Origin of the sequence: Spiroplasma poulsonii (assembly GCF_009866525.1) — a bacterium.
Lineage (GTDB): Bacteria > Bacillota_I > Bacilli_A > Mycoplasmatales > Mycoplasmataceae > Spiroplasma > Spiroplasma poulsonii.
In genome coordinates, this window is sequence record NZ_CM020866.1 from 1,347,036 (window position 1) to 1,366,731 (window position 19,696).

Consider the following 19,696-nt stretch of genomic DNA (forward strand, 5'->3'; position numbering starts at 1 on the left):
ATATCTAAAATGGGATTAGTATTTACAATATTACCTTTAATTACTTTAATAATTTCTTTAATTATCATTTGAATTGATAAATCAAAATGAAAAAAAGACCATTTAAGACATTGTTTAGATTGTCGGATTAATCCGCGTGTTATTCAACCAAGATTAGCAAAACAATGAAATAATTTAGATGGCATAACAGAAGAAATATTTAAAAATATACAAAATGAAAATATTAAAAAACAAAAACAAGAAGAAAATAACAAAGAATTAAATTTAAAATAGACTATATATAGGGGCGGTTGATATTTTTGGGTGGTTATATAGTTTAATTTATAAATTATTTTGTTCTGAAAGGATAGATGGCCACTGTTTGAGTAAGAATAAGAAAGGAATTAAATAAAATGAATGAAACATTAATGATTGCTTTACTTGTGTTAGCGGGTGCGGGTGGAATGGGTAGTCTTGGTATTCTAGGATTATCTGCTAAAAAAATTAAAAAATATAAAGCAGAAATCAGAGAATTAAGAACTGCTGTTATTGCCCACGAAAAACATTTACGAGGACCTGATTATGCAACAGAATTAGCATTAAAAACAGGTCAAATTAAAAATGTTAAAAAACAAGTTAAAGTTAATGATAAAAAACAAGCACAAAAAGATGCCATTAGACAATTAACAAATAATATTTAAAAAAATAACCTTAATTGGTTATTTTTTATTTTTCTTTATTGTGTGTTATATAAAAGTTTATAAGATATTCAATTCGTTGCGAATAAGTATTAAAATTTAATTCATTTCAAACTTGTTCTTCATTTTCATTTAAGTAAACATTTATATTCCGAATTTTACAAGAATAATATTTTCCTGTTTTTTGATTATATGAATGTTTCATAAATTAACTTTCATAATTAGCAATAATAATTGCATCTCGTAAATGATTACTTATTTTTTCATTATTATATTTTCAACTTTTACCATATTGATAAGTTAAATTAACATCTTTTTCATATTTTCATATATAACCATCATTATATTTACTTAAATTTTCCATATTTTTAACAACTGATTTTGTATGTTTTGGTGAAATAGTAGCAATATATCCTTGCGTTTCTAATGAACCTAATAATTTCAATAAATCATCTCTATCTTTTGAGCCATTGGCATTTGTATATAAACAATTTTCTATAAAAATTAAATATTCTAGTTTATGATTATTTGATAATATTTTCCCAAATAGTTTTTCATTTTTCAAATAATTTATAATAAATTCATAATGTTCTTTTCAGCCTTTATTTGTAAATTCTTGTTTATCTATTAATTTATTATTTTTATAAACAACAATAGCCGTAGTACCAGTTCCTGATGGGTCAATACCTATTTTTATCAATTGGCTCATTCTTCATCATTGTTATTATTAACTACTGGTACTACATTTGATATATCTTCTTCTTTAACTACATTATCGTTTATGTACACTATTTCATCATTAGGTGGGGTATTATAATTTAAATTTATATTATTTGATAAAGTTTCATCGTTAATATGCCCATTATTTTGGATGAAAGTAGCATCATTATCAATATAAATCTTTTCATCATTAGTTGTAATAACTGCTTGATCTGATTTATATGCTTGTTGTAATTCAACTGACATAATACCTCATTTTCTTAATAATGATGTTAATACTGTTTTAAGGGCCATTTCATCAAAACTAGCAATATAAAATGATTTATTTTTAGCATAAGTTTTAGAATATTTCATAAAATGATTTTCCATTTGCTCTTTTGTCATATATAAAGTTTTTTCAAAACCATTAACCATTTTAAAATATGCTACATAACCTATAATTGATAATTTTTCTCGTTCATCTTCATTTTGATTTCAATTAAAAGCAGTACCTTTTAAACGATCATAATTTATTAATTCATTTGCTCTAACATCTGATACTGACATATCTAAATATTGGCCACTTCTTTGGGCTAATTGAATATAACCTTTATAACCCATTTGAAATTGGGCTTGATTAATTCATTCTTGGATTTCACGACCATTAATAATTCTTGTTATTTTTGTATTATATGGTACTACATAAGCATAACCGAATTGTTTTTCCATTGGTAAATTTAATAAAACACCTTGATAACAAGCAGTCATAATTGTTTTTGGATCTGCTTTTTGTAATAATTCATTACTATTTGATATTGCAATTATATTACTTTTAAATCTTGCAATTTCATTTTCATTAGAAAATTTACTTTTTATTCAATCAGTTACCTTATCTGTTCTTAAAAATTCTACAATATTTGTCATGTTATTTTTCTCCTTTATTTATTTTAAAATTAATACCTTTAACCCCAATTAAATTAATATCTTTATTACTATCTCATTGATCTTTAATTTCATTTTTAACAATTTGTTCATCAACAGTTAAATAATTTTTAATAAGATTAATAAGTTCTAATTTATCAGCATTTTGTAAAAAATCATCATTAATACCAATAACCTCAATATCTTTAATTAATAATTTTTCTTTCCGAAAATTACTAGTAATAATTTTTAATTCTTGTTCTTGTTTTGCTATACTTTTAATTTCTAAAAATTGCTCTTTTTTATGAGTTTCAATAATTTTATTTTGTTTTTGAAATTGAATATTAATGACACTATTTTTTAAAGAATCATGATTATTCTTAATATTATTTTCTAAATTTAAAATATCTTTTCTAATAAAATTTAATTCATCTTTAAAAGATTTTATTATTTCTAATGGTTCTCTAAAAATATAATCAATTTTTGAAACTACTAATTTTAAATCTTTTAGTGATTGTGATTTATATTCTCCATTTATTAATCAAGCTTGTTGTCGATATATAAATTCTGCTAATTCTTGTCCATTTTCATCAATTCACTTTTTAATTGTTAATGCTTTTAAGCTTAATTCTTTAAAATTATTTCCTTTTAAATAAAACGGATAAGTAATATTTTTAACTTCATTATTTAATTTTAAATCTTCCATAATTAAATTTCCTCTAATTCCATTTCATTAATTAAATTATCAATATATTCATAAGCACTTTCTTCTGAATAACATTCATCTAATGCTAAATTAAATAAATCTTCTTCTGTATAAACATAACCATTTTCATCTTTTCACATAATTATTTATCTCCTTGTCATTTAATATTGCTATCTTCTAAATCAATAATAGTTGTTAATCAATGATTTTCATTTTCAACATTAGCAGTAATCCTCGCTTCTTCTAATGTATAAAAAAAATCTGTTTTAAAAATAGTTGTTTTATCAAACAAATTATTATATTTCATTATTAATACGTATCTTTTATTCATAATTTAATTCCTCCTAATTTTGTTTCCCCAATGCTCAATGTTCATCAGTCATATCTTAAAATGATACTGAATAACTTTTAAACATTAATTCTTGTAATTTGTTTTCTTGATTGCATTTTGAGCAATATCCTCAATATTTTTGTTTAAGACAAATTTTATTTAAATTTTTCATATTTACCTCCTAAATTATTTTTCCTATTTTTTAACTCGCTGGCACTCACTACCAAGTGAAAGTGCCAAAGCGAGAATTAGTTATATAAGTATTGTATTTATCTATTTTATTTACTACGCCATCCGCTTCGCTGTGGGTGAGCGGTGGCGGTATGTTGTTAGTTAAATAATCGACAGTTGTTTTTTGTTTTTGTAGCCAGAGAGTTTTCTCTCTCTTCACCCGCACCATTTCAGGTCAAAGCGTTCAGTTTTTAAAATAAATCTACTTGCACCTTGAAGAGCCTAATGCTGACTTTGTGGTTTTTAAACCGCTGTCACTTCTAAGAAGTAATATCTATCGCAAATTTATTTATAAAGTGACCATCTCTTTTGTTTATTGTGGTTCGATGTTGACCGCGCACTTATCACCACTATCGCTTGTTAAAGCGTCTATTATTTCCGGACTGATTACCGCTGTGCTAGACCGCCTCCTGTGGAATAAAAACACTTAGTTATTTAAAATAACCGTTCCACTCTGCATTAAGTTGTTTTATAAAATCAAAGTTTTAAAAAACCAGTTTTATAATCAAAGATAATTTTTGAATTTTCTAAACGTTTATAAAACCACTCTTGGTTTTTATCTTTTGTATGATTTAATAAATTTTTATGTTTTTCACAAGTTCATAAAACTTTATTTGATAAAAATTCTTTGGTAATGAATGATATTGATTTATAGCAATCAATAACATCACATATTTTTTGTTGTTTATTAATTTCCATTACTTACTCCTTCTTTTATTAAGTTTTTTTATTTATTAACAAACTAATTAACTGAAACAAAGAAAAGACAACACCTTAAATTAGGAGAAAAAACAGGTACACTTTGTAAAAATTTCTAAGATATTTATAAATGTGTAAACAACTTAAAGAGGGTATCAGAAAGTTGTGTAAAAAGTTTCTATTTTAAGAATTTAAGATGCTGTCCTTTCTCTGAATCAATTAATAATTTTGGTTTTACAAATAAAAAAACCATTTTAGTAAATGGTTTAATTTATTATTCTTATTCAATTTCCGAGTTTTTTTCCAAAACCCCAATATTTTTTATACGACCAAAATGCAAAGATATAACTTAATTTCCAATTATACAAAACTTAAATATAAACATCAAAGTAACAAAAACGCTATATTTACAAATATCATAATTTTTTAAATCAAGAATTTAATAATTATAAAACTACATGAAGTTTTGTCAGTATTTAACACAATTGCTATCAATAGCAAATATATTATGTGTGCTTTCTAATTGATTTATTTAATCGTGAAGTTATTTTATGATGTTAGTTCTCATAAAGATGCCAAATTATTGAAAATACTTTTAAAAAGCTTAGTTTTTCTTTAGATAATATTAAAATATTTCATACTGATCAAGGCAGCGAATTTAATAACAATATCATTTACAATCTTTTAGCTAAAAACAATGTTGCAAAATCTTATAGTAAACCAGCTGTCCTTATGATAATGCTGTTTCTGAATAACCTATAAAATTTTAAAAACAGAATTAATTAAAAACAGAAATATTTAAAAATATTGAACAATTTAAATTAGAATTTATTTTGACTATGTTAATTGATACAATAATGTACGAATTCACAGCAAATTAAATTATTTAACACCAATTGAATATAAAATATCTTTATTACATAAAATTTGTCCAAAATAAACTGCTTCCATGTCCATCTAAAATATCTTTATATCTTTTGTTCTCAGTAATAAATGATAATATTTTTTCTTTAACAGAATTATCTATTCTTTGTCATTTTTCAATTCCTAAAAGTTTATCCAAAGGAAAAATATATTCTTCTTTACCTGTTTCTGGATTAATTTTATAATATCTTCTTCTTTTAAAAGTTATTTTTCCATTTAAAATTACTAATGTTCTTTCAATTTTATCTTTTACTTTATAATCTTTAAATTCTTTTAAAGTTTTATCAATTTTGTAATTTTTAAAAATTCATTCATCATAATCTTCTGAACTTTGTTGAATAATTTCAATACTCTGTATATATAATAAATTAATAAAATTATTAAAAAAATTGTTATCAACATTCATCATTTTTTACCCTCTTTCCTTAGTTCTACACATTAACACAAAAATAATAAAAATGCAAAAAAAGATATTATTTTTTATTTATTATGTTATAATTTAAGTGTTAATTATTAGCAAATTAATTTAACTGAAAAAAGTAAAGTAATTTACTTTTTTTTATTTTGATGTAAAATATAGATAATAAAAAAAAGAACCCTGTTAAGTTCTTCTGTACATGTTTTTCTCTACTTATATTTAACCATATAAAAGGAGTAAAAATGAAAGAATTTAATCCAAAAACAGCAAGTTTGGCGACTTTTTATCGTAAAATAGAGCAATTTTGAGAAAATAAATCACCTAATAAACCATATACTTTGAATGATTTAACCAATGAATTCAATCTTTCTCGCAAGTGAAGATATGATACTTATGCGAGCGAAAAGATAGTTCCTTTGCTTGAAAAACAAGTTGATAGAATTGAAAGTGAAATAATTAATTTTATGATGAAATCACCTGATGGTGCTAAATTATATTGACAACGAGCATTTAATTATAAATATTCACTGCAAGAAAAACAGTTAGAACAAGAATTAAACTTAAATAATCAACAGCCAATAATTGTTAATTTACAAACGGATATTAGAGATATTAAAAAAGAAAGTGATAATAATGCTTAATCATTTTACTTATTTGTTAGAAACACCTTATTGGTTATTACAAAATAGTAATGTTGGTAATAAATATCCCTTTGCAAAGAAATATGAGTTAGTTAATGAAATTAATCAAATTGGGACACGATATAGTGGTAAGACTATTTCAAATATTAAAATGTTTGGTGAATTATTAAAAATTAGTTTATTGATTAAAGAACCAATTTGTATCATTGCTAGTATGTATTGGAGTAAAGATTTAAAAGATAGTGTATTTCAAAATATATGAAATATGTTAGATGAAAATAATATTCCTTATACTATTAATTTATCTAATTTTACTTTTACTTTATCAAATGGGAGCAAAATATATTGTAAAGGTTTACATTCACCAAGTCGGAAAGAAAAATTAAAAGCTTTTGCTGATTTGAATAAATATAAATTAGTTATTGATTGAAGAGAAGAATGTGACCAATTTCAACAAAAAGATTTAAGTGATTTAGAGTTTGCTATTCGTGGTTATCAAAATAAAATAACAATTAATACATGTAATCCTGAGAGTTTAAAAAGATATATTGTTGGTTATTGTAATGAATTAATGCCTTTTGATGAACAAATAATGCGTAGTAAATATGAACAAATTAAATATATTGAAAAATGAAATATGAAGATTATTATTCATTATTCTAGTTGAAGACTTAATTACGAATTACCACAAGATAAAGTTAATGAACAATTAAGATTAGAACAATTAGATATTGAAAGAGCAAGAGTATGAAGTTGAGGATTGCCCGGTAATACTAGTGGTTCAATCTTTGCAAGATATATTGATATTATGCAAGCAACAGATATTATTCAACCAACGAAATTATTAGGTGGTGTTGACTTAGCAAACTCTACTAGTCCCAAAGGACATACAACAGCATCGAGCTTTTGAATATATAATTCATTTGATAAAAAAGCCTATAAAGTTGCTGAATATACACACTCAAATGCTACGCAACAATTTAAAGGACCATTAGAACAAGTAAAAGATATTTTAGAGTTTTACAACAATCAATTAAACCAATATTTTAATTTAATACAACAAGGAATATCAATTAATGTTGATGATAGTGCTTATGCAACATTAGAAAGTTTAAATAGAGAAAAATATAATTATACTTTTGGTCAATACATGAATTTTAAACCAGCACAAAAGCAGAAGTTTAAAATAAAACATCGTGTAGAAGCATTTACAATGTTAATAAATACTAATCAATTAAAATGATTATGAGAAAAATGTCCTGTAAGTAAAACCCAATATGAATTAATTCAATGAGAAGATAAACCCGATGTAGAGAAGAACGAATGTTAGATTTATATGATGATACATTTGATAGTGATTTTTATGCTTTACACTTTGAATTATACCAATGGTTAAACATAATAGTTCATCCGATTATAAATTATGACAACAAAGGGAGTGATTAACTTAATGAAAAAAGATATTTATGTAATACATGATGAACGTGTAATAAATGCAAAAAGACCTTATATGTCTGTTTGTGGACAAGTTAAAAAAAGACTTTGTCAAGAATTAAAAAAAGATAATATCGCAATATGTAAATTAAATTTATATAACGAATATATTAAGAAATATCAAAAAGTTAAAGTATGTGTACAAGTTTTATCAAATGAACCAAATTTATTAACAGTAAATATTATTAATTATGCACTTATTTTAAAATTAAAGGAGAAAAATAACAATGAATAATACTTTCCCTAGTTTACCAAATTTAAATGATATTAATAGTGTTTTAAAATTTTATAATTATGATTGAACTATTAATTTAGCAAATATTATTGCTCGCATCAAATGCGATTAGTAAATGGTAAAGATATTTTATTTAAATCTCATCGTAAAGACATTTTAGAAAAATTAAACTGATGATATGAAACTTATAAAATAAAAGAAAAATTAGATAAAAATGAATTAACAGCAAGTTTAATGGGTAAAACAATCTTTGGTTTATTAGAGACTAATGACGGCAATATTGATTTATGAATTAACCCTTTTAACTTTACATCACGAGTAAGTAAAATAAATGAAATTGAACAAGGTGCTGATATTTGATTAAATTATCATCAAAGTGATAGTGGATTTATATTAAATTTAATTTGTACCAAAGATAAAATAGTTATTAAAGGTTGACCAAAAAATAATGAAGTAGTTGTTGGACAAAGTAAAACACAAATTAAAGATGATGTTAGACCTGTTTTAGTACAAGAATTTAAAAACAAATTAGGTATTGTCCCTTTTTGAGAAATGATTAATGAACCTAATCCATTATTTTTATCAACTTCAACAACATTAAACCCTTGACCTACTATGACAAATTGTTATAAATTACAATTTGATTTAGAAGATAGTTTTAATATTAAATCAAAAGAAAGATGAGCAAATCGTACGCATTGATATGGAATATTAGATGATGATTTAATGACTGCTTATAACAAAGGCAATAAAAAAGTATTGCAAGATGTATTTGATGATATTTTTATTCAATCAGGTCAATCAGCCGTAGATGGTCAATTATCACAATCTTTACAAGTGGTACAAGGTACACCAACCTTAGAAACATATACCGAAGACCAAAAATCAATTATTGAACAAGTATACTTAGCATGTCATTTTTCTAGTCCTTTTGGTGATAAATCAGATAATGACCAAAATAAAACACAATCTTTATTAACTAAAACCAAAGATTTAGAAAAACAAGCATATTTACAAGCATATCGTAAACAATATTATACAAAGATGTTTGATACTGTTTTAAAATATTATGGTTTATGAGATGGTGTTGGTGAACGACCTTATGGTTTTGATTTTGTTAGTGCTAGTTTAGTTGACCAAATGCGCCAAAATGAATTAATTACTGCTAGATTAGATAATGGCACAATGGAACCAATAAGAGCAATTACTGAATATGATAATATTGATGAATTAGAAGCAACCAAATATTTTGAAAAAGTAGAAGCATGACAAGATAAAATGCAAGCAAAAGAAATAGAACATAATAATAAATTACTAGAATATGATGAAACTGGTAATAATCAAAATGCCTTACAAGGTAGAACAGAAATTAAGGAGAATTAAAAATGAGTAGAATTAACCCAGGTGTTATGGAAGAATTAAGAAGACAAGCCCATGATACTTTAATAGATATTAGAGAAAATATACGAGATAATAGACATTGAATGGTATTTCCTTTTAATGTTTATAGTTCATATATCCCTGATACTGAAACAGGTTGAAAACCTAATAATGCTAAACCCAGTGATTATGGTAGTTATACAAGAATATTTGATAATATGGAAAGTACGATTGCACAATGACAAGGTAGTTTAAAAATAGTTCAAAAATATAAGGGTGAAGAAATTAATATTTTAACGATTGATGATTTTAATAAACAACCAATTAACTCAACTATATGAGCAAATAATGAAACACCTTTTGCGATAAAATTAAAAGATGAAAATAATAATGTTTATTGAAAATTAATTGATGGTGAAAACATTTATGATGTTAATAAAATGTTAGAATACTTAAATCAATATAAATTAAGTTATTTTATGAATAATGATAATAAAGCAGATAATTTTTATACAAAAGAAGTTAAAGTTGGTAAATATTGAGATGCTTATATGATTGATGATAGAAGTTCAATTCAATTTGGTGAAGCCAAATTTGAACAAGTATTTACTCAACAATCAACTGAAAGACAATATACTTTATTAATTTTAGATGAAGATGCAGAAAAATTAAATATTAATGATTATTATAATTTTTATACTGCATTTAATGACCGGGGATTAAATATTGGTGGTGGTGATATTAATTCTGCACCACAAGATAGACAATGATTATATCCTTCAAATGTTATTAATTATTATTCTCCATGAGATGGTAGTTTCTTATGACAAGAAATTACCTTTTCAAGTATTAATGACAAAATTAGTAATAGTGGTTTATCAGTGCGACAATTTATTAAAACATCAGCACCTGGTGAAGGTTATTGTTTTCCTAAAATAACTTATGATAAAAAACTAAATAAAGGTATTGTTGACTTAGATGAAGTTTTATTAAAAGACCCAGGTGTTAGAGCAATGGCAGTTAAATTTTATGGTAATCCTATCTTTTTTGATATGCCTGTAATTGGGAGACCAATTATTAAAGGTCAATTTAATAAAAAAGTAATGAATTCTCGTGATTTATTAATGTATAACATGTATCCTGCTCCCCCTGATAAAATAAATACTTATGCATCACCCGAAGTAAGTTGATATAACATTCAAGGTATTCAACCAACTATGATAACTGGTTATGAAGATTAAAAAAAAGATATGGAAAGTAGATACGACTTTTGAAATCAAAAAAATAGTGAGGGTATTGTTATAACCGATAAAGCGAGTTCAACAGCAACTAATCCCACTGTTGGAACAACTATTAATGAAGAAAATAATAATTCTGAATTTTATTGGTCTAAAAGTTGAAAAATAACACCACCAAATAAAATAAAAGTAAATAGTGGTAATGTTGATAATATTATCAGTACTCAAGCATCATCATATTTTAGAAGAAAAGATGAATTTGGTAATACAGTTGGACAAGTACAAATTGAATATAATAAAATGGGTGCATGTAATGTTTGAGATATTTTAAATATGAATAATTTTATTAATCGCCAAGTTACCGTATTACCTTTAAACTATACTCAAAAATTAGTATTTAATCCTTTTACGATACCGGGTGGTGTTGGTAAATTCTTAAACTTTATTTCATTTGGTATTCCATGAGGTTGAGTAATTAATCAAGATAAAAAAACTTGACCTAATTTTCAATTTCTTAATGGTTTTATGAGTTCTAGTGTTTATAGTTTCTATAATGATGCCTTTTGATCTGAAAAATCAAAAGGTAAAGGTTATTTACCATTTGAAATATTTAGAGAACAAGGTAATGATAAAGTCGGTGCTATCTTTGGAGCAAATGCTACTAGTTTAGGTTTTACAACTTTATTAACAGATAAAATACAAGGTAACGTTTTAGAAAAAGATGGTAAACCAACAAAAGAATTAGTTTATTCAACTTATAATTTAAAACAATTAAATGAAAAAACAAATCAAGTTTATTTAATTAATGAAAAAACAAAAGCAATTGATGCTCAAACACCAGTTGGTGATAGTGAAAAAGATAATGATTTAGAATTCTTACAAACACCAGATGGTACAAATTGTAGTTATATAATTGATATGTTTTCAATACAAGCATTATATAAAGGTAATTTTGAAATTATCTTTTATTCTGATAATCCATATACAAATAATGAAGAAGATTATTTACGCTTATCAGTATGGAGTTTTCGTGGTAAAACAAAAAGTGTATTAAATAATTATTTACGCGATATGACAACTAATTATAAAACTAGTTTCTTATTACCACATGATTATGAAATACCAACTTTTAATTATCCACAATATGTATTACCACCAGTACCATATAATTACCCAGAATATACAAAAGATATTATGCCTTCTATTACAGTGCAACCATTAAAAACCAAAATTACAGCACCAGCACAATGCCAACTTGCACCAGCACCATTTGGTGATGTTAATTTATTTGATGATAAAACAAAACAAAATGGTTATTATGAAATGGAAATTGATTTAAAACAAATTGACCCAACTATTCAAAGTATCAGTAAATTTCAAGATGCTTATAAAACAATAGAAATAAGTAATCTGAGTAATTTACAAGTTGAGTGTGGACCATGTGATATAGAAAATTTTATTCCAAATAGAAATGTTAATTTATTAACTGGGTATACAAATTGTAATAAAACAATATGTTTGTTAGAAGATTTAAATTTATTAGAAAGTGGTTATTCACAAGTTGATAAAGTTAATTTTCCAAATATTTTTACAATAAATACGAAAGAAATAACTAATGATATTAAAACGCTTGATACTTTTAAAACTAATGGATTACCAGAAAAATATTATGAAAACACTTATGAATCTAGAAATAAACCTCCTTTAGGGCTTTGAAAAATTTACTTTTTATTACAAATAACAAAACTATATAATAATGATAATGATAAAATTAAAGAAATAGAATTACAAGCATATTATACTAATGATGTAAAATTAAAAATTGGATTTTCAAAAGTATTGATTGCTAAATTAATAGGAAGACCAAATACTAAAATTAATTTCGGTAATGATAAAGATATTACAATAGATGTTTCTAACCCAAATGTTTTAGGTATTAGAAATAAAAGTGATAACCCTGTTAAAATTACATTTAAACCAAGATAAAAGAAAAAGAGATTTTACATCTCTTTTTCTATTCACCACTAACTTTTACATTACCATCATTATCAATAATTAAATCGGGTTTCTCAGTATCTAAATTTCAACGATAAACCGATTTAAAATAGGTTTTATTTTTATATATTCTCGTCATTGGACGATAGAAACAATATTATTAATTTTACCAATTACTAAATCTACAGGAAAATATGGAGCTTTATATAAAAATAATTCATAGTTACTTTTTAAGTCTATTTCTTTTGTTTGATTATCAGAAAAAAAAGTATCATTTTTAAACTTACTAATTTCTCACTTATTTTTTTGGTTTGTTCTTCAAACTACATAATATCATTTATTATCAACTTCTTTAAATGGTTTTTCTTGTGGTGCTATTCATTCTAATTCCTTTTTAATTATTGGGTCTTTTGTATCTATTTTATGATTTTCTTTTTCTTTTGCTAATTCTTCGGGCGTATATTCTTGTGTATTATTACAAGCAACTAAACTTGTTGTACTTGTTCCTACTAATGTAATTGTGCCTAATATGCTTAATATTTTTTTCATCATTTTTAACCTTTCTATTTTTATTAATTAAAAATGGAAATAAATAACTTATTTCCATTTTATTTTGCTTTATTTAATAACTTCTTTCATCAGTTCTTACGTTACTAGAAATAAAATCTACATTACCATTATTACGATTAACTTTCATAACTATTCTCATTCTGTGTGTTTGACCACCATTATTATTTCAATCATTCATAATTCTATCTCAGTTATTTCACATTCCTTTTATGAATAAATCAACAGCATCATCACTATTTGAACAACATCCAGCATGTTGATGAATCCCTTCATCCATTCAAACGCCATTAAAAATTCTATCTCTAACTAACTTTTTATAACGATTATAATTTCCAAGATTGCTATTACGATGTGAGGTAATTTCTCTAAATAAATCAGGTCTAAATGAAGCATATAAGGTATCTTTATATCTTCCCGTAGCTTCTATTTCATCTCTATTATCATTAAATCCTCTTTTATTTCTAATTAAATTTTTTGAATTATTTGCTTGTTGATAATTAATATCACTATTTATAGTTTCTTCTTTTTGATAAGGACTAGCGGCAATTGTTGTTGGTACAGCAGTTCCACTAATTGTTAATACGCTTAATAAACCAAGTAATTTTTTCATACTTGTTTTTCTCCTTTTCTTAATCTTGAAACTTTTTACCAAGATTTACATTCATTATATATATATATATATATATATATATATATATATATATAGGCAAGCAAAAGTATGAATTATTTACAAAATTTTATCTTTAAAAATAGCTCTTATGACGCGTTTAAAGGGGTAAATTAGCAATGAAATATATTAATTTTATTATTAAAATTATTATTTATAATATATAAATTATATATATTATTATATAATTTATACTTACTTACTATTTATTGTATTGGTAAAATACTATGATATTATTAACTTAGTTAAATAAAAAAGAGAATGACCACTCATCATTCTTGCTTTATATTATATATATCAATAAATAATTATTTCAATTTCATTATAACACTTTTAATTAAATTGTTGATTTTTTATATTAATGTAATTTTTAAATTATTATTTCATTCTTTGGTTAAAAATTCAATATCAACAATTTTACATTTATTTAAATTAGGTATATTTTTTATATAATTAGGTATATTTTCATTTCTTCTAAGATATTCCTCTTTTTGGAATTTATAATCTTTATTATTAAAACAAATAACTAAGTTACTTTCCATATTAATTTCCTCTAAAAAATCTAAAAATGTCATTTATTTTACCTCATTTCATTTTTATTATAACACTTTTATTTTATTTGTTTAGTATTTGTATACAAAATATATTGCATTTGTGAACTATTGGTATATAATTAAAAACATAGGTTTAATCTTTTTCCATAAAAAAGAGTTTATGCTGACTTGTTAATCGGACAAGAATAAAAAAAGAGAGGTTTATAAAATGGCACTTACAAAAGAACAATTAATAGAACAAGGTTTAAGTGAAGAGATTGCAGAAAATATCTTAAATCAGTTTAATAATGAAGCGAAACAAATTAGAGAAAGTGTGCAAAAACGCGAAGATGTTATATCAAAAGAAGACTTTATTAAATTATCTAATGAATTAGATGAATTAAAAGCATTTAAAGATGTTCCATCGACTAAAATTGAAGATATTAAAACTAATTTAGATAAAGTTAATGGTAATTCTTTAACTGAAAAAATGCAAACTTTAAAAGAATTAAAACCTGATTTGTTTGTTGAAGAACAACCATCAGTTTCACCAACTAATTTTATTAAAGATATGATTGAAAAATCTACTGAAAATAAAAATGATGAAATTAAAACTATTAAAGAAAAAGGAGCATATACTCCGGAAGAGATTAAAAAGATATCAGATTTCACACTTAAAAACCTTAGATAATAAGGAGTGAAAATTATGGCAACAATTAATTTGCCACAAGTACCTTTTACATTACAAGGTAATACAACAGGTCAAAAAGCCTATGTTGATATGGTTAATGCTTTATTGCGTGGACCTTTATATAATGAATATGCAAGTATTATGCAGTATGCAACAGCAACTGCCGAACAAGTTGCTTGATTACCTAATGCAGGACAAGCATTATATAATTTAACTCATCGTGTGGTATGACAAAATGATTATTCATTACCAAATGGTGGAGCAACTCAAACAATGGGATTAACAAGAATTCCAGTACCTATTGATAAAAGATTTAATTTAAAATTAATGAATGAGGCTTTTGATTTAGCATTAATAGAACAAAATATTAAAAATGGTGTTATTGCTGATGCTATTTCTAGTGTTGTACAGAATAAATTTGTTAATTTAGAATGTGAATTAATTCAGGCTATTTATGATTATTGTTTAGCAGATGGTCAATATGAAGTAATTCCATTTCGTAGTTATACAGCAGAAAATGCTGATGATGCAAATAAGGCATTCTTTAAATTAAATGAAACTTTGATTGAATTAACTAATCAAATTAGTAATTTATATTTTGGATTGCCAACTGATAAAATGTTTATGGTTTTAGGACGAAGAGCATATTTAGGATTAACACCGGCTTATTTAAAAGTAATTGGTTCACAAGCTCAATTAAAAGCAATGGTTAATGGTGAATTATATGAAAATACCGCAATGGGAATTCCTGTATCAAAAAGTTTTCATTTAGAAAAAACATATACAAAAGGACAAGTTAACCGTGATAAAGGTTATAATTTTACTAATGTAAGTGGTTTAATTATTAATAAACAAGTATGAGCATATCCAATTAATATGGATACTATTCAACAAGTTTTAGATAATGATACTGCTAACCCTAAATGAATTGGTAAAGTACAATATGCAACACCAACAATTTTATATCCAAAAACATGTAAAATTATTTTAGAAAAAGAACCAACAATTGAAGAAAGAACAGCAGCTTACAATAATTTAAATAAAACATTTAGAGTACCAGTTGATTATGTAATTAATGAACCAACAACAAATAAAATTGATATTAGTAAAATTAATAAATTAGATAAACCAACTATTCATGTCACAGACCCAACAAAAGCAACAATCGAACAATTAAAACCACAATTTAAAGCTGTCGTTTTAAAAGCAGTAAAAGCGGTAGATAGTTCTTTAACTGAAAATGATTATGATTACTTTATTGAAAGTAAGGGTGAAGATTGACCAATTGATATTACAAATGATAAAGCAATTTCAGTTCAGATTGAGGGTAAAAACAACGCTACTGGTCAAACAAATCCAATTGATGTCGTAATTAAAAATACTTAATAAACAATGAACTTATTAATATTACGAATTTTAACTTTATTAGCAGAGAATTTAGGTAATAAATCAATAATAAATAAATTTGTTAATTTAATTAATAAGGTTAACAAATTTGCTTCATATTATTCTAATCCGCTACAAAAAATTACAAATAAGATTGAAGATATTTATCAGTGGTTAAATCCATTTACTTATTTAGATTTAATTAAAAAGGGTCATAAAAGAGAAATTCAACAAATATTAAGTCAATTAGAAAAAGATAATAATATTAAAAATAGAGAACAATTTAAAAAAGAAAATTATCTAAATACTAATTGACAACCTTTAAATAGTAGTTGACTTGATAGTGGTGTGTTTAATATTACAAATAAATTAACTTTAACAGGTAATTTAACTATTTTAATATATACAAAAACAGCAAAACACCCGAAGTTTTATGGTCCCTATGTTTATCCTAGTGTTCCAGTTGAAATTTGAAAATTATTAAGTAATGCCGTTTCTAATGCGGGTACTTTATTTTGACGTTATTGATTAAGAAAATGATTACCTAGTCATTTAAGAAATTATATTAAAAAAAGACTGCCAAGAGGATTAAAAGAAAAATATCCCAAAGGAACTACTAAATTAACATTACCAACAGTTCAAAAATTACAACAAATTAAAAAGTTTATTAATAATTTAAAGATTGGCCATTTTAATTTTAATTTTGCTGGTGAAATTAATAATAAAAAATGGTATCGAGAACGAAAAAGTGATGTTAAAAATATTAAGAATTTATATAAATCACCAGTTAAAAATATGTTTTACAAAACTAATCAAACTATCAAAACAATTAAGAAAACAAAAACAAGAGTTAATAGTTATAAGCCAAGTAATTTAAAAAATAAATATCGTAATCAATTAAGAGGTGTTTTATATGGAAAATAATTTAAGTAATTTGTTATTTATAACAGTTGAAGATGTGAAAGAAAGTAAACTTTGACAACCTATTAATGATAGAAAGCAATCTGCTTGTAATGATAACTTAATTTATAATGCTATTTTAAAAACTAGTTTATGAATGGATAGATTATCAGGTGGGACAATTTCAGATAAAATTAATAAAAAAGATTTGTTTCCTTGAGTAAAAAAAGATAATACTGGTTTAATTGAATATGATAAATGATTAAGTTATATTCAATCGGCTTGTTTATTAGCAGTTATAAATTGATATTTACCAAAAGGAGTTAATGATTTAACTGGTAGTGCTTCATTTTCACAAGTGGTGTAGCATATTCACAAACTAATGACCCAGAAGCAAATGAAAATATTACTCGTGATGTTAAAAATGCTTTAAAATTAGCAGGTGAAATAATTGATATTATATCTAGTAAAACGGTATCTAGACCGTATAATTATCATTTAGGAAACTATTCTCATCCATGAGAAGAAGAATATAAATATATTACTAAAAAAACATTTTATCCAACATTATTATTTTGATTAAAAGAGCGATTGCAAACAGATGGTTCAATAAATATTACTTATCCAATTATTAATGATTTTTCTAAAATTGATTATAATGAATATATTAAATTAATAGTTCCATTTGATAATAACACGATTTATTATGAAGATAATGTCTGAAAAGCAAAACAAAGTGGTGATATTCCATCATATGGTATTAAAGATAGTGATTTAAATAAAGATTATATTGATAAGCAAGATGATAAATATATTGTAAAAACATCACAAGATATTATTCTTAAACAAGATAAATTAGTAAGTGGGGAAAATATTAAAACTATTAATGGTAATTCATTATTAGGTAATGGTGATATTTCTATTAGTGTTGGTAATGATTGAGAATTTGTAGATACTAGTGATTTTAAACCAGCAACTGAATATCAAATTAAAGATTTTGATAGTTCTAAATTTAAATATAAAATATGATGTCAATTTTCAATTTTACCATATATGTTTGTAGAAACTTTTAAAGATTTTGATATTGGTTGTGGAATTGTTGTATCATATAGTAAAGGTGTTTCAGGTTGGTATATTGACACAAATGGTCTTATTAGTTCTTATGATAATGTAAATATAGGTAATTTAAAAATTGAAAGAAAATTGGTGAGTTAATTATGAAGCAAGATAAAACAACTTGATTAAAGGGGGCGTTACCTTGAAATTGATTTAAAAAAGACCCTATTCCAACTTATAATTGAACTCATAAAGATATTAGAGAATGAGAAAGAAAATATAAAATTCGTAGTTGAGTAGTTAGTTTTTATACATTGATATTTTTAGCATTAAATTGTTGGTTAGAATATGGAATGATTAATGCAATTAAAGATGATATTAATTGATATAATTATGGTCAATATTGAGGTAATGGCATTGCTATTTTATTAACACCTTTATTTACGTATGGAATTCAGGGCATATTTGTTGCTAGTAGTAAACCAAAAGTAGATATGAAAATTGATATACCAAGATTAAAAATATCTAAAATGGGATTAGTATTTACAATATTACCTTTAATTACTTTAATAATTTCTTTAATTATCATTTGAATTGATAAATCAAAATGAAAAAAAGACCATTTAAGACATTGTTTAGATTGTCGGATTAATCCGCGTGTTATTCAACCAAGATTAGCAAAACAATGAAATAATTTAGATGGCATAACAGAAGAAATATTTAAAAATATACAAAATGAAAATATTAAAAAACAAAAACAAGAAGAAAATAACAAAGAATTAAATTTAAAATAGACTATATATAGGGGCGGTTGATATTTTTGGGTGGTTATATAGTTTAATTTATAAATTATTTTGTTCTGAAAGGATAGATGGCCACTGTTTGAGTAAGAATAAGAAAGGAATTAAATAAAATGAATGAAACATTAATGATTGCTTTACTTGTGTTAGCGGGTGCGGGTGGAATGGGTAGTCTTGGTATTCTAGGATTATCTGCTAAAAAATTAAAAAATATAAAGCAGAAATCAGAGAATTAAGAACTGCTGTTATTGCCACGAAAAACATTTACGAGGACCTGATTATGCAACAGAATTAGCATTAAAAACAGGTCAAATTAAAATGTTAAAAAACAAGTTAAAGTTAATGATAAAAACAAGCACAAAAAGATGCCATTAGACAATTAACAAATAATATTTAAAAAAATAACCTTAATTGGTTATTTTTATTTTTCTTTATTGTGTGTTATATAAAAGTTTATAAGATATTCAATTCGTTGCGAATAAGTATTAAAATTTAATTCATTTC

General features: G+C 24.2%; 26 protein-coding genes. 16 read left to right on the forward strand and 10 right to left on the reverse strand.

Translation table 4 applies throughout. From position 1 onward, the window contains the following. Together MSROBK_RS07630 and MSROBK_RS07635 are read left to right on the forward strand one after the other, a co-directional pair. Positions 1 to 273, forward strand: a 273-nt coding sequence (locus MSROBK_RS07630; RefSeq protein ID WP_159373243.1) for a hypothetical protein, incomplete at its 5' end; no start/stop codon positions are given. A 77-nt stretch (positions 274 to 350) separates the two neighbouring features. Beyond that, positions 351 to 680, forward strand: a complete 330-nt coding sequence (locus MSROBK_RS07635) for a hypothetical protein (RefSeq protein ID WP_133165051.1) — start codon at positions 351 to 353, stop codon at positions 678 to 680. Positions 681 to 885: 205 nt separating this feature from the next. Here MSROBK_RS07635 and MSROBK_RS07640 read toward each other — a convergent pair whose 3' ends face one another. The 7 genes from MSROBK_RS07640 to MSROBK_RS07670 all read right to left on the reverse strand — a co-directional run bounded on the left by MSROBK_RS07640 (position 886) and on the right by MSROBK_RS07670 (position 5,597). Then, the gene (locus MSROBK_RS07640) at positions 886 to 1,386 is read right to left on the reverse strand and encodes a hypothetical protein (protein ID WP_133165035.1); all 501 of its coding nucleotides are present in this window, start codon (positions 1,384 to 1,386) and stop codon (positions 886 to 888) included. Beyond that, positions 1,371 to 2,300, reverse strand: a complete 930-nt coding sequence (locus tag MSROBK_RS07645; protein WP_052443498.1) for a recombinase RecT — start codon at positions 2,298 to 2,300, stop codon at positions 1,371 to 1,373. Before MSROBK_RS07645 ends, MSROBK_RS07640 begins: the two co-directional genes overlap by 16 nt. 1 nt (position 2,301) lies before the next feature. Further along, positions 2,302 to 3,003, reverse strand: coding sequence for a hypothetical protein (locus MSROBK_RS07650; protein WP_040092600.1), 702 nt, complete (start codon positions 3,001 to 3,003; stop codon positions 2,302 to 2,304). Positions 3,004 to 3,005: 2 nt separating this feature from the next. Further along, a complete protein-coding gene (locus tag MSROBK_RS07655; protein WP_157944213.1) occupies positions 3,006 to 3,143 on the reverse strand; it encodes a hypothetical protein in 138 nt (45 codons plus the stop codon). Positions 3,144 to 3,145: 2 nt separating this feature from the next. Further along, complete coding sequence (locus MSROBK_RS07660; RefSeq protein WP_133165036.1) at positions 3,146 to 3,334, reverse strand: hypothetical protein; 189 nt, start codon at positions 3,332 to 3,334, stop codon at positions 3,146 to 3,148. A 690-nt stretch (positions 3,335 to 4,024) separates the two neighbouring features. Continuing rightward, complete coding sequence (locus MSROBK_RS07665) at positions 4,025 to 4,264, reverse strand: hypothetical protein (protein WP_040092486.1); 240 nt, start codon at positions 4,262 to 4,264, stop codon at positions 4,025 to 4,027. A 916-nt stretch (positions 4,265 to 5,180) separates the two neighbouring features. Then, complete coding sequence (locus MSROBK_RS07670) at positions 5,181 to 5,597, reverse strand: UPF0236 family transposase-like protein (protein ID WP_159373244.1); 417 nt, start codon at positions 5,595 to 5,597, stop codon at positions 5,181 to 5,183. A gap of 251 nt (positions 5,598 to 5,848) precedes the next feature. Between MSROBK_RS07670 and MSROBK_RS07675 the strand changes: the two genes are divergently transcribed. The 7 genes from MSROBK_RS07675 (at position 5,849) to MSROBK_RS07700 (ending at position 12,580) form a co-directional block, all read left to right on the forward strand. Beyond that, positions 5,849 to 6,247: a hypothetical protein gene (locus tag MSROBK_RS07675; protein ID WP_040092461.1), complete on the forward strand. Its 399-nt coding sequence runs from the start codon at positions 5,849 to 5,851 to the stop codon at positions 6,245 to 6,247. Continuing rightward, positions 6,240 to 7,577, forward strand: coding sequence for a PBSX family phage terminase large subunit (locus tag MSROBK_RS07680; protein ID WP_159373245.1), 1,338 nt, complete (start codon positions 6,240 to 6,242; stop codon positions 7,575 to 7,577). The genes MSROBK_RS07675 and MSROBK_RS07680 overlap by 8 nt, the downstream gene beginning before the upstream one ends. Then, positions 7,571 to 7,693: a hypothetical protein gene (locus MSROBK_RS12170; protein WP_265575294.1), complete on the forward strand. Its 123-nt coding sequence runs from the start codon at positions 7,571 to 7,573 to the stop codon at positions 7,691 to 7,693. The genes MSROBK_RS07680 and MSROBK_RS12170 overlap by 7 nt, the downstream gene beginning before the upstream one ends. A 4-nt stretch (positions 7,694 to 7,697) precedes the next feature. Further along, positions 7,698 to 7,976, forward strand: a complete 279-nt coding sequence (locus MSROBK_RS07685; protein ID WP_159373246.1) for a hypothetical protein — start codon at positions 7,698 to 7,700, stop codon at positions 7,974 to 7,976. A gap of 102 nt (positions 7,977 to 8,078) precedes the next feature. Next, positions 8,079 to 9,359, forward strand: a complete 1,281-nt coding sequence (locus MSROBK_RS07690) for a hypothetical protein (RefSeq protein ID WP_159373247.1) — start codon at positions 8,079 to 8,081, stop codon at positions 9,357 to 9,359. A gap of 2 nt (positions 9,360 to 9,361) precedes the next feature. Then, positions 9,362 to 10,597: a hypothetical protein gene (locus MSROBK_RS07695; protein ID WP_105628988.1), complete on the forward strand. Its 1,236-nt coding sequence runs from the start codon at positions 9,362 to 9,364 to the stop codon at positions 10,595 to 10,597. A gap of 9 nt (positions 10,598 to 10,606) precedes the next feature. After that, the gene (locus MSROBK_RS07700; protein WP_105628989.1) at positions 10,607 to 12,580 is read left to right on the forward strand and encodes a hypothetical protein; all 1,974 of its coding nucleotides are present in this window, start codon (positions 10,607 to 10,609) and stop codon (positions 12,578 to 12,580) included. Between the two features lie 90 nt (positions 12,581 to 12,670). Here MSROBK_RS07700 and MSROBK_RS07705 read toward each other — a convergent pair whose 3' ends face one another. The 3 genes from MSROBK_RS07705 to MSROBK_RS07715 all read right to left on the reverse strand — a co-directional run bounded on the left by MSROBK_RS07705 (position 12,671) and on the right by MSROBK_RS07715 (position 14,401). After that, a complete protein-coding gene (locus MSROBK_RS07705; RefSeq protein WP_227991192.1) occupies positions 12,671 to 13,138 on the reverse strand; it encodes a lipoprotein in 468 nt (155 codons plus the stop codon). Positions 13,139 to 13,211: 73 nt separating this feature from the next. After that, on the reverse strand, positions 13,212 to 13,811 hold the full coding sequence (locus MSROBK_RS07710) for a hypothetical protein (protein ID WP_159373249.1): 600 nt from the start codon (positions 13,809 to 13,811) through the stop codon (positions 13,212 to 13,214). Positions 13,812 to 14,179: 368 nt separating this feature from the next. Next, a complete protein-coding gene (locus MSROBK_RS07715; protein ID WP_040093808.1) occupies positions 14,180 to 14,401 on the reverse strand; it encodes a hypothetical protein in 222 nt (73 codons plus the stop codon). A 187-nt stretch (positions 14,402 to 14,588) separates the two neighbouring features. Here MSROBK_RS07715 and MSROBK_RS07720 point away from each other — a divergent pair, with 187 nt between their 5' ends. From MSROBK_RS07720 to MSROBK_RS07750, 7 genes are all read left to right on the forward strand, one after another. Next, entirely contained in the window at positions 14,589 to 15,050 is a 462-nt protein-coding gene (locus MSROBK_RS07720; protein WP_105628993.1) for a hypothetical protein, read from the forward strand. Positions 15,051 to 15,065: 15 nt separating this feature from the next. Then, positions 15,066 to 16,436, forward strand: coding sequence for a hypothetical protein (locus MSROBK_RS07725; RefSeq protein ID WP_105628994.1), 1,371 nt, complete (start codon positions 15,066 to 15,068; stop codon positions 16,434 to 16,436). Positions 16,437 to 16,442: 6 nt separating this feature from the next. Next, positions 16,443 to 17,360: a hypothetical protein gene (locus tag MSROBK_RS07730; protein WP_105628995.1), complete on the forward strand. Its 918-nt coding sequence runs from the start codon at positions 16,443 to 16,445 to the stop codon at positions 17,358 to 17,360. Further along, positions 17,350 to 17,703 carry a hypothetical protein gene (locus tag MSROBK_RS07735; RefSeq protein ID WP_159373250.1) on the forward strand — a complete coding sequence of 118 codons (354 nt, stop codon included), beginning with the start codon at positions 17,350 to 17,352 and terminating at the stop codon, positions 17,701 to 17,703. The genes MSROBK_RS07730 and MSROBK_RS07735 overlap by 11 nt, the downstream gene beginning before the upstream one ends. 224 nt (positions 17,704 to 17,927) lie before the next feature. After that, a complete protein-coding gene (locus tag MSROBK_RS07740) occupies positions 17,928 to 18,551 on the forward strand; it encodes a hypothetical protein (RefSeq protein ID WP_159373251.1) in 624 nt (207 codons plus the stop codon). 2 nt (positions 18,552 to 18,553) lie between these two features. Then, entirely contained in the window at positions 18,554 to 19,186 is a 633-nt protein-coding gene (locus tag MSROBK_RS07745) for a hypothetical protein (protein ID WP_040093812.1), read from the forward strand. A gap of 77 nt (positions 19,187 to 19,263) precedes the next feature. Continuing rightward, the gene (locus tag MSROBK_RS07750) at positions 19,264 to 19,428 is read left to right on the forward strand and encodes a hypothetical protein (RefSeq protein WP_159373252.1); all 165 of its coding nucleotides are present in this window, start codon (positions 19,264 to 19,266) and stop codon (positions 19,426 to 19,428) included. Positions 19,429 to 19,696 lie beyond the last annotated feature (268 nt).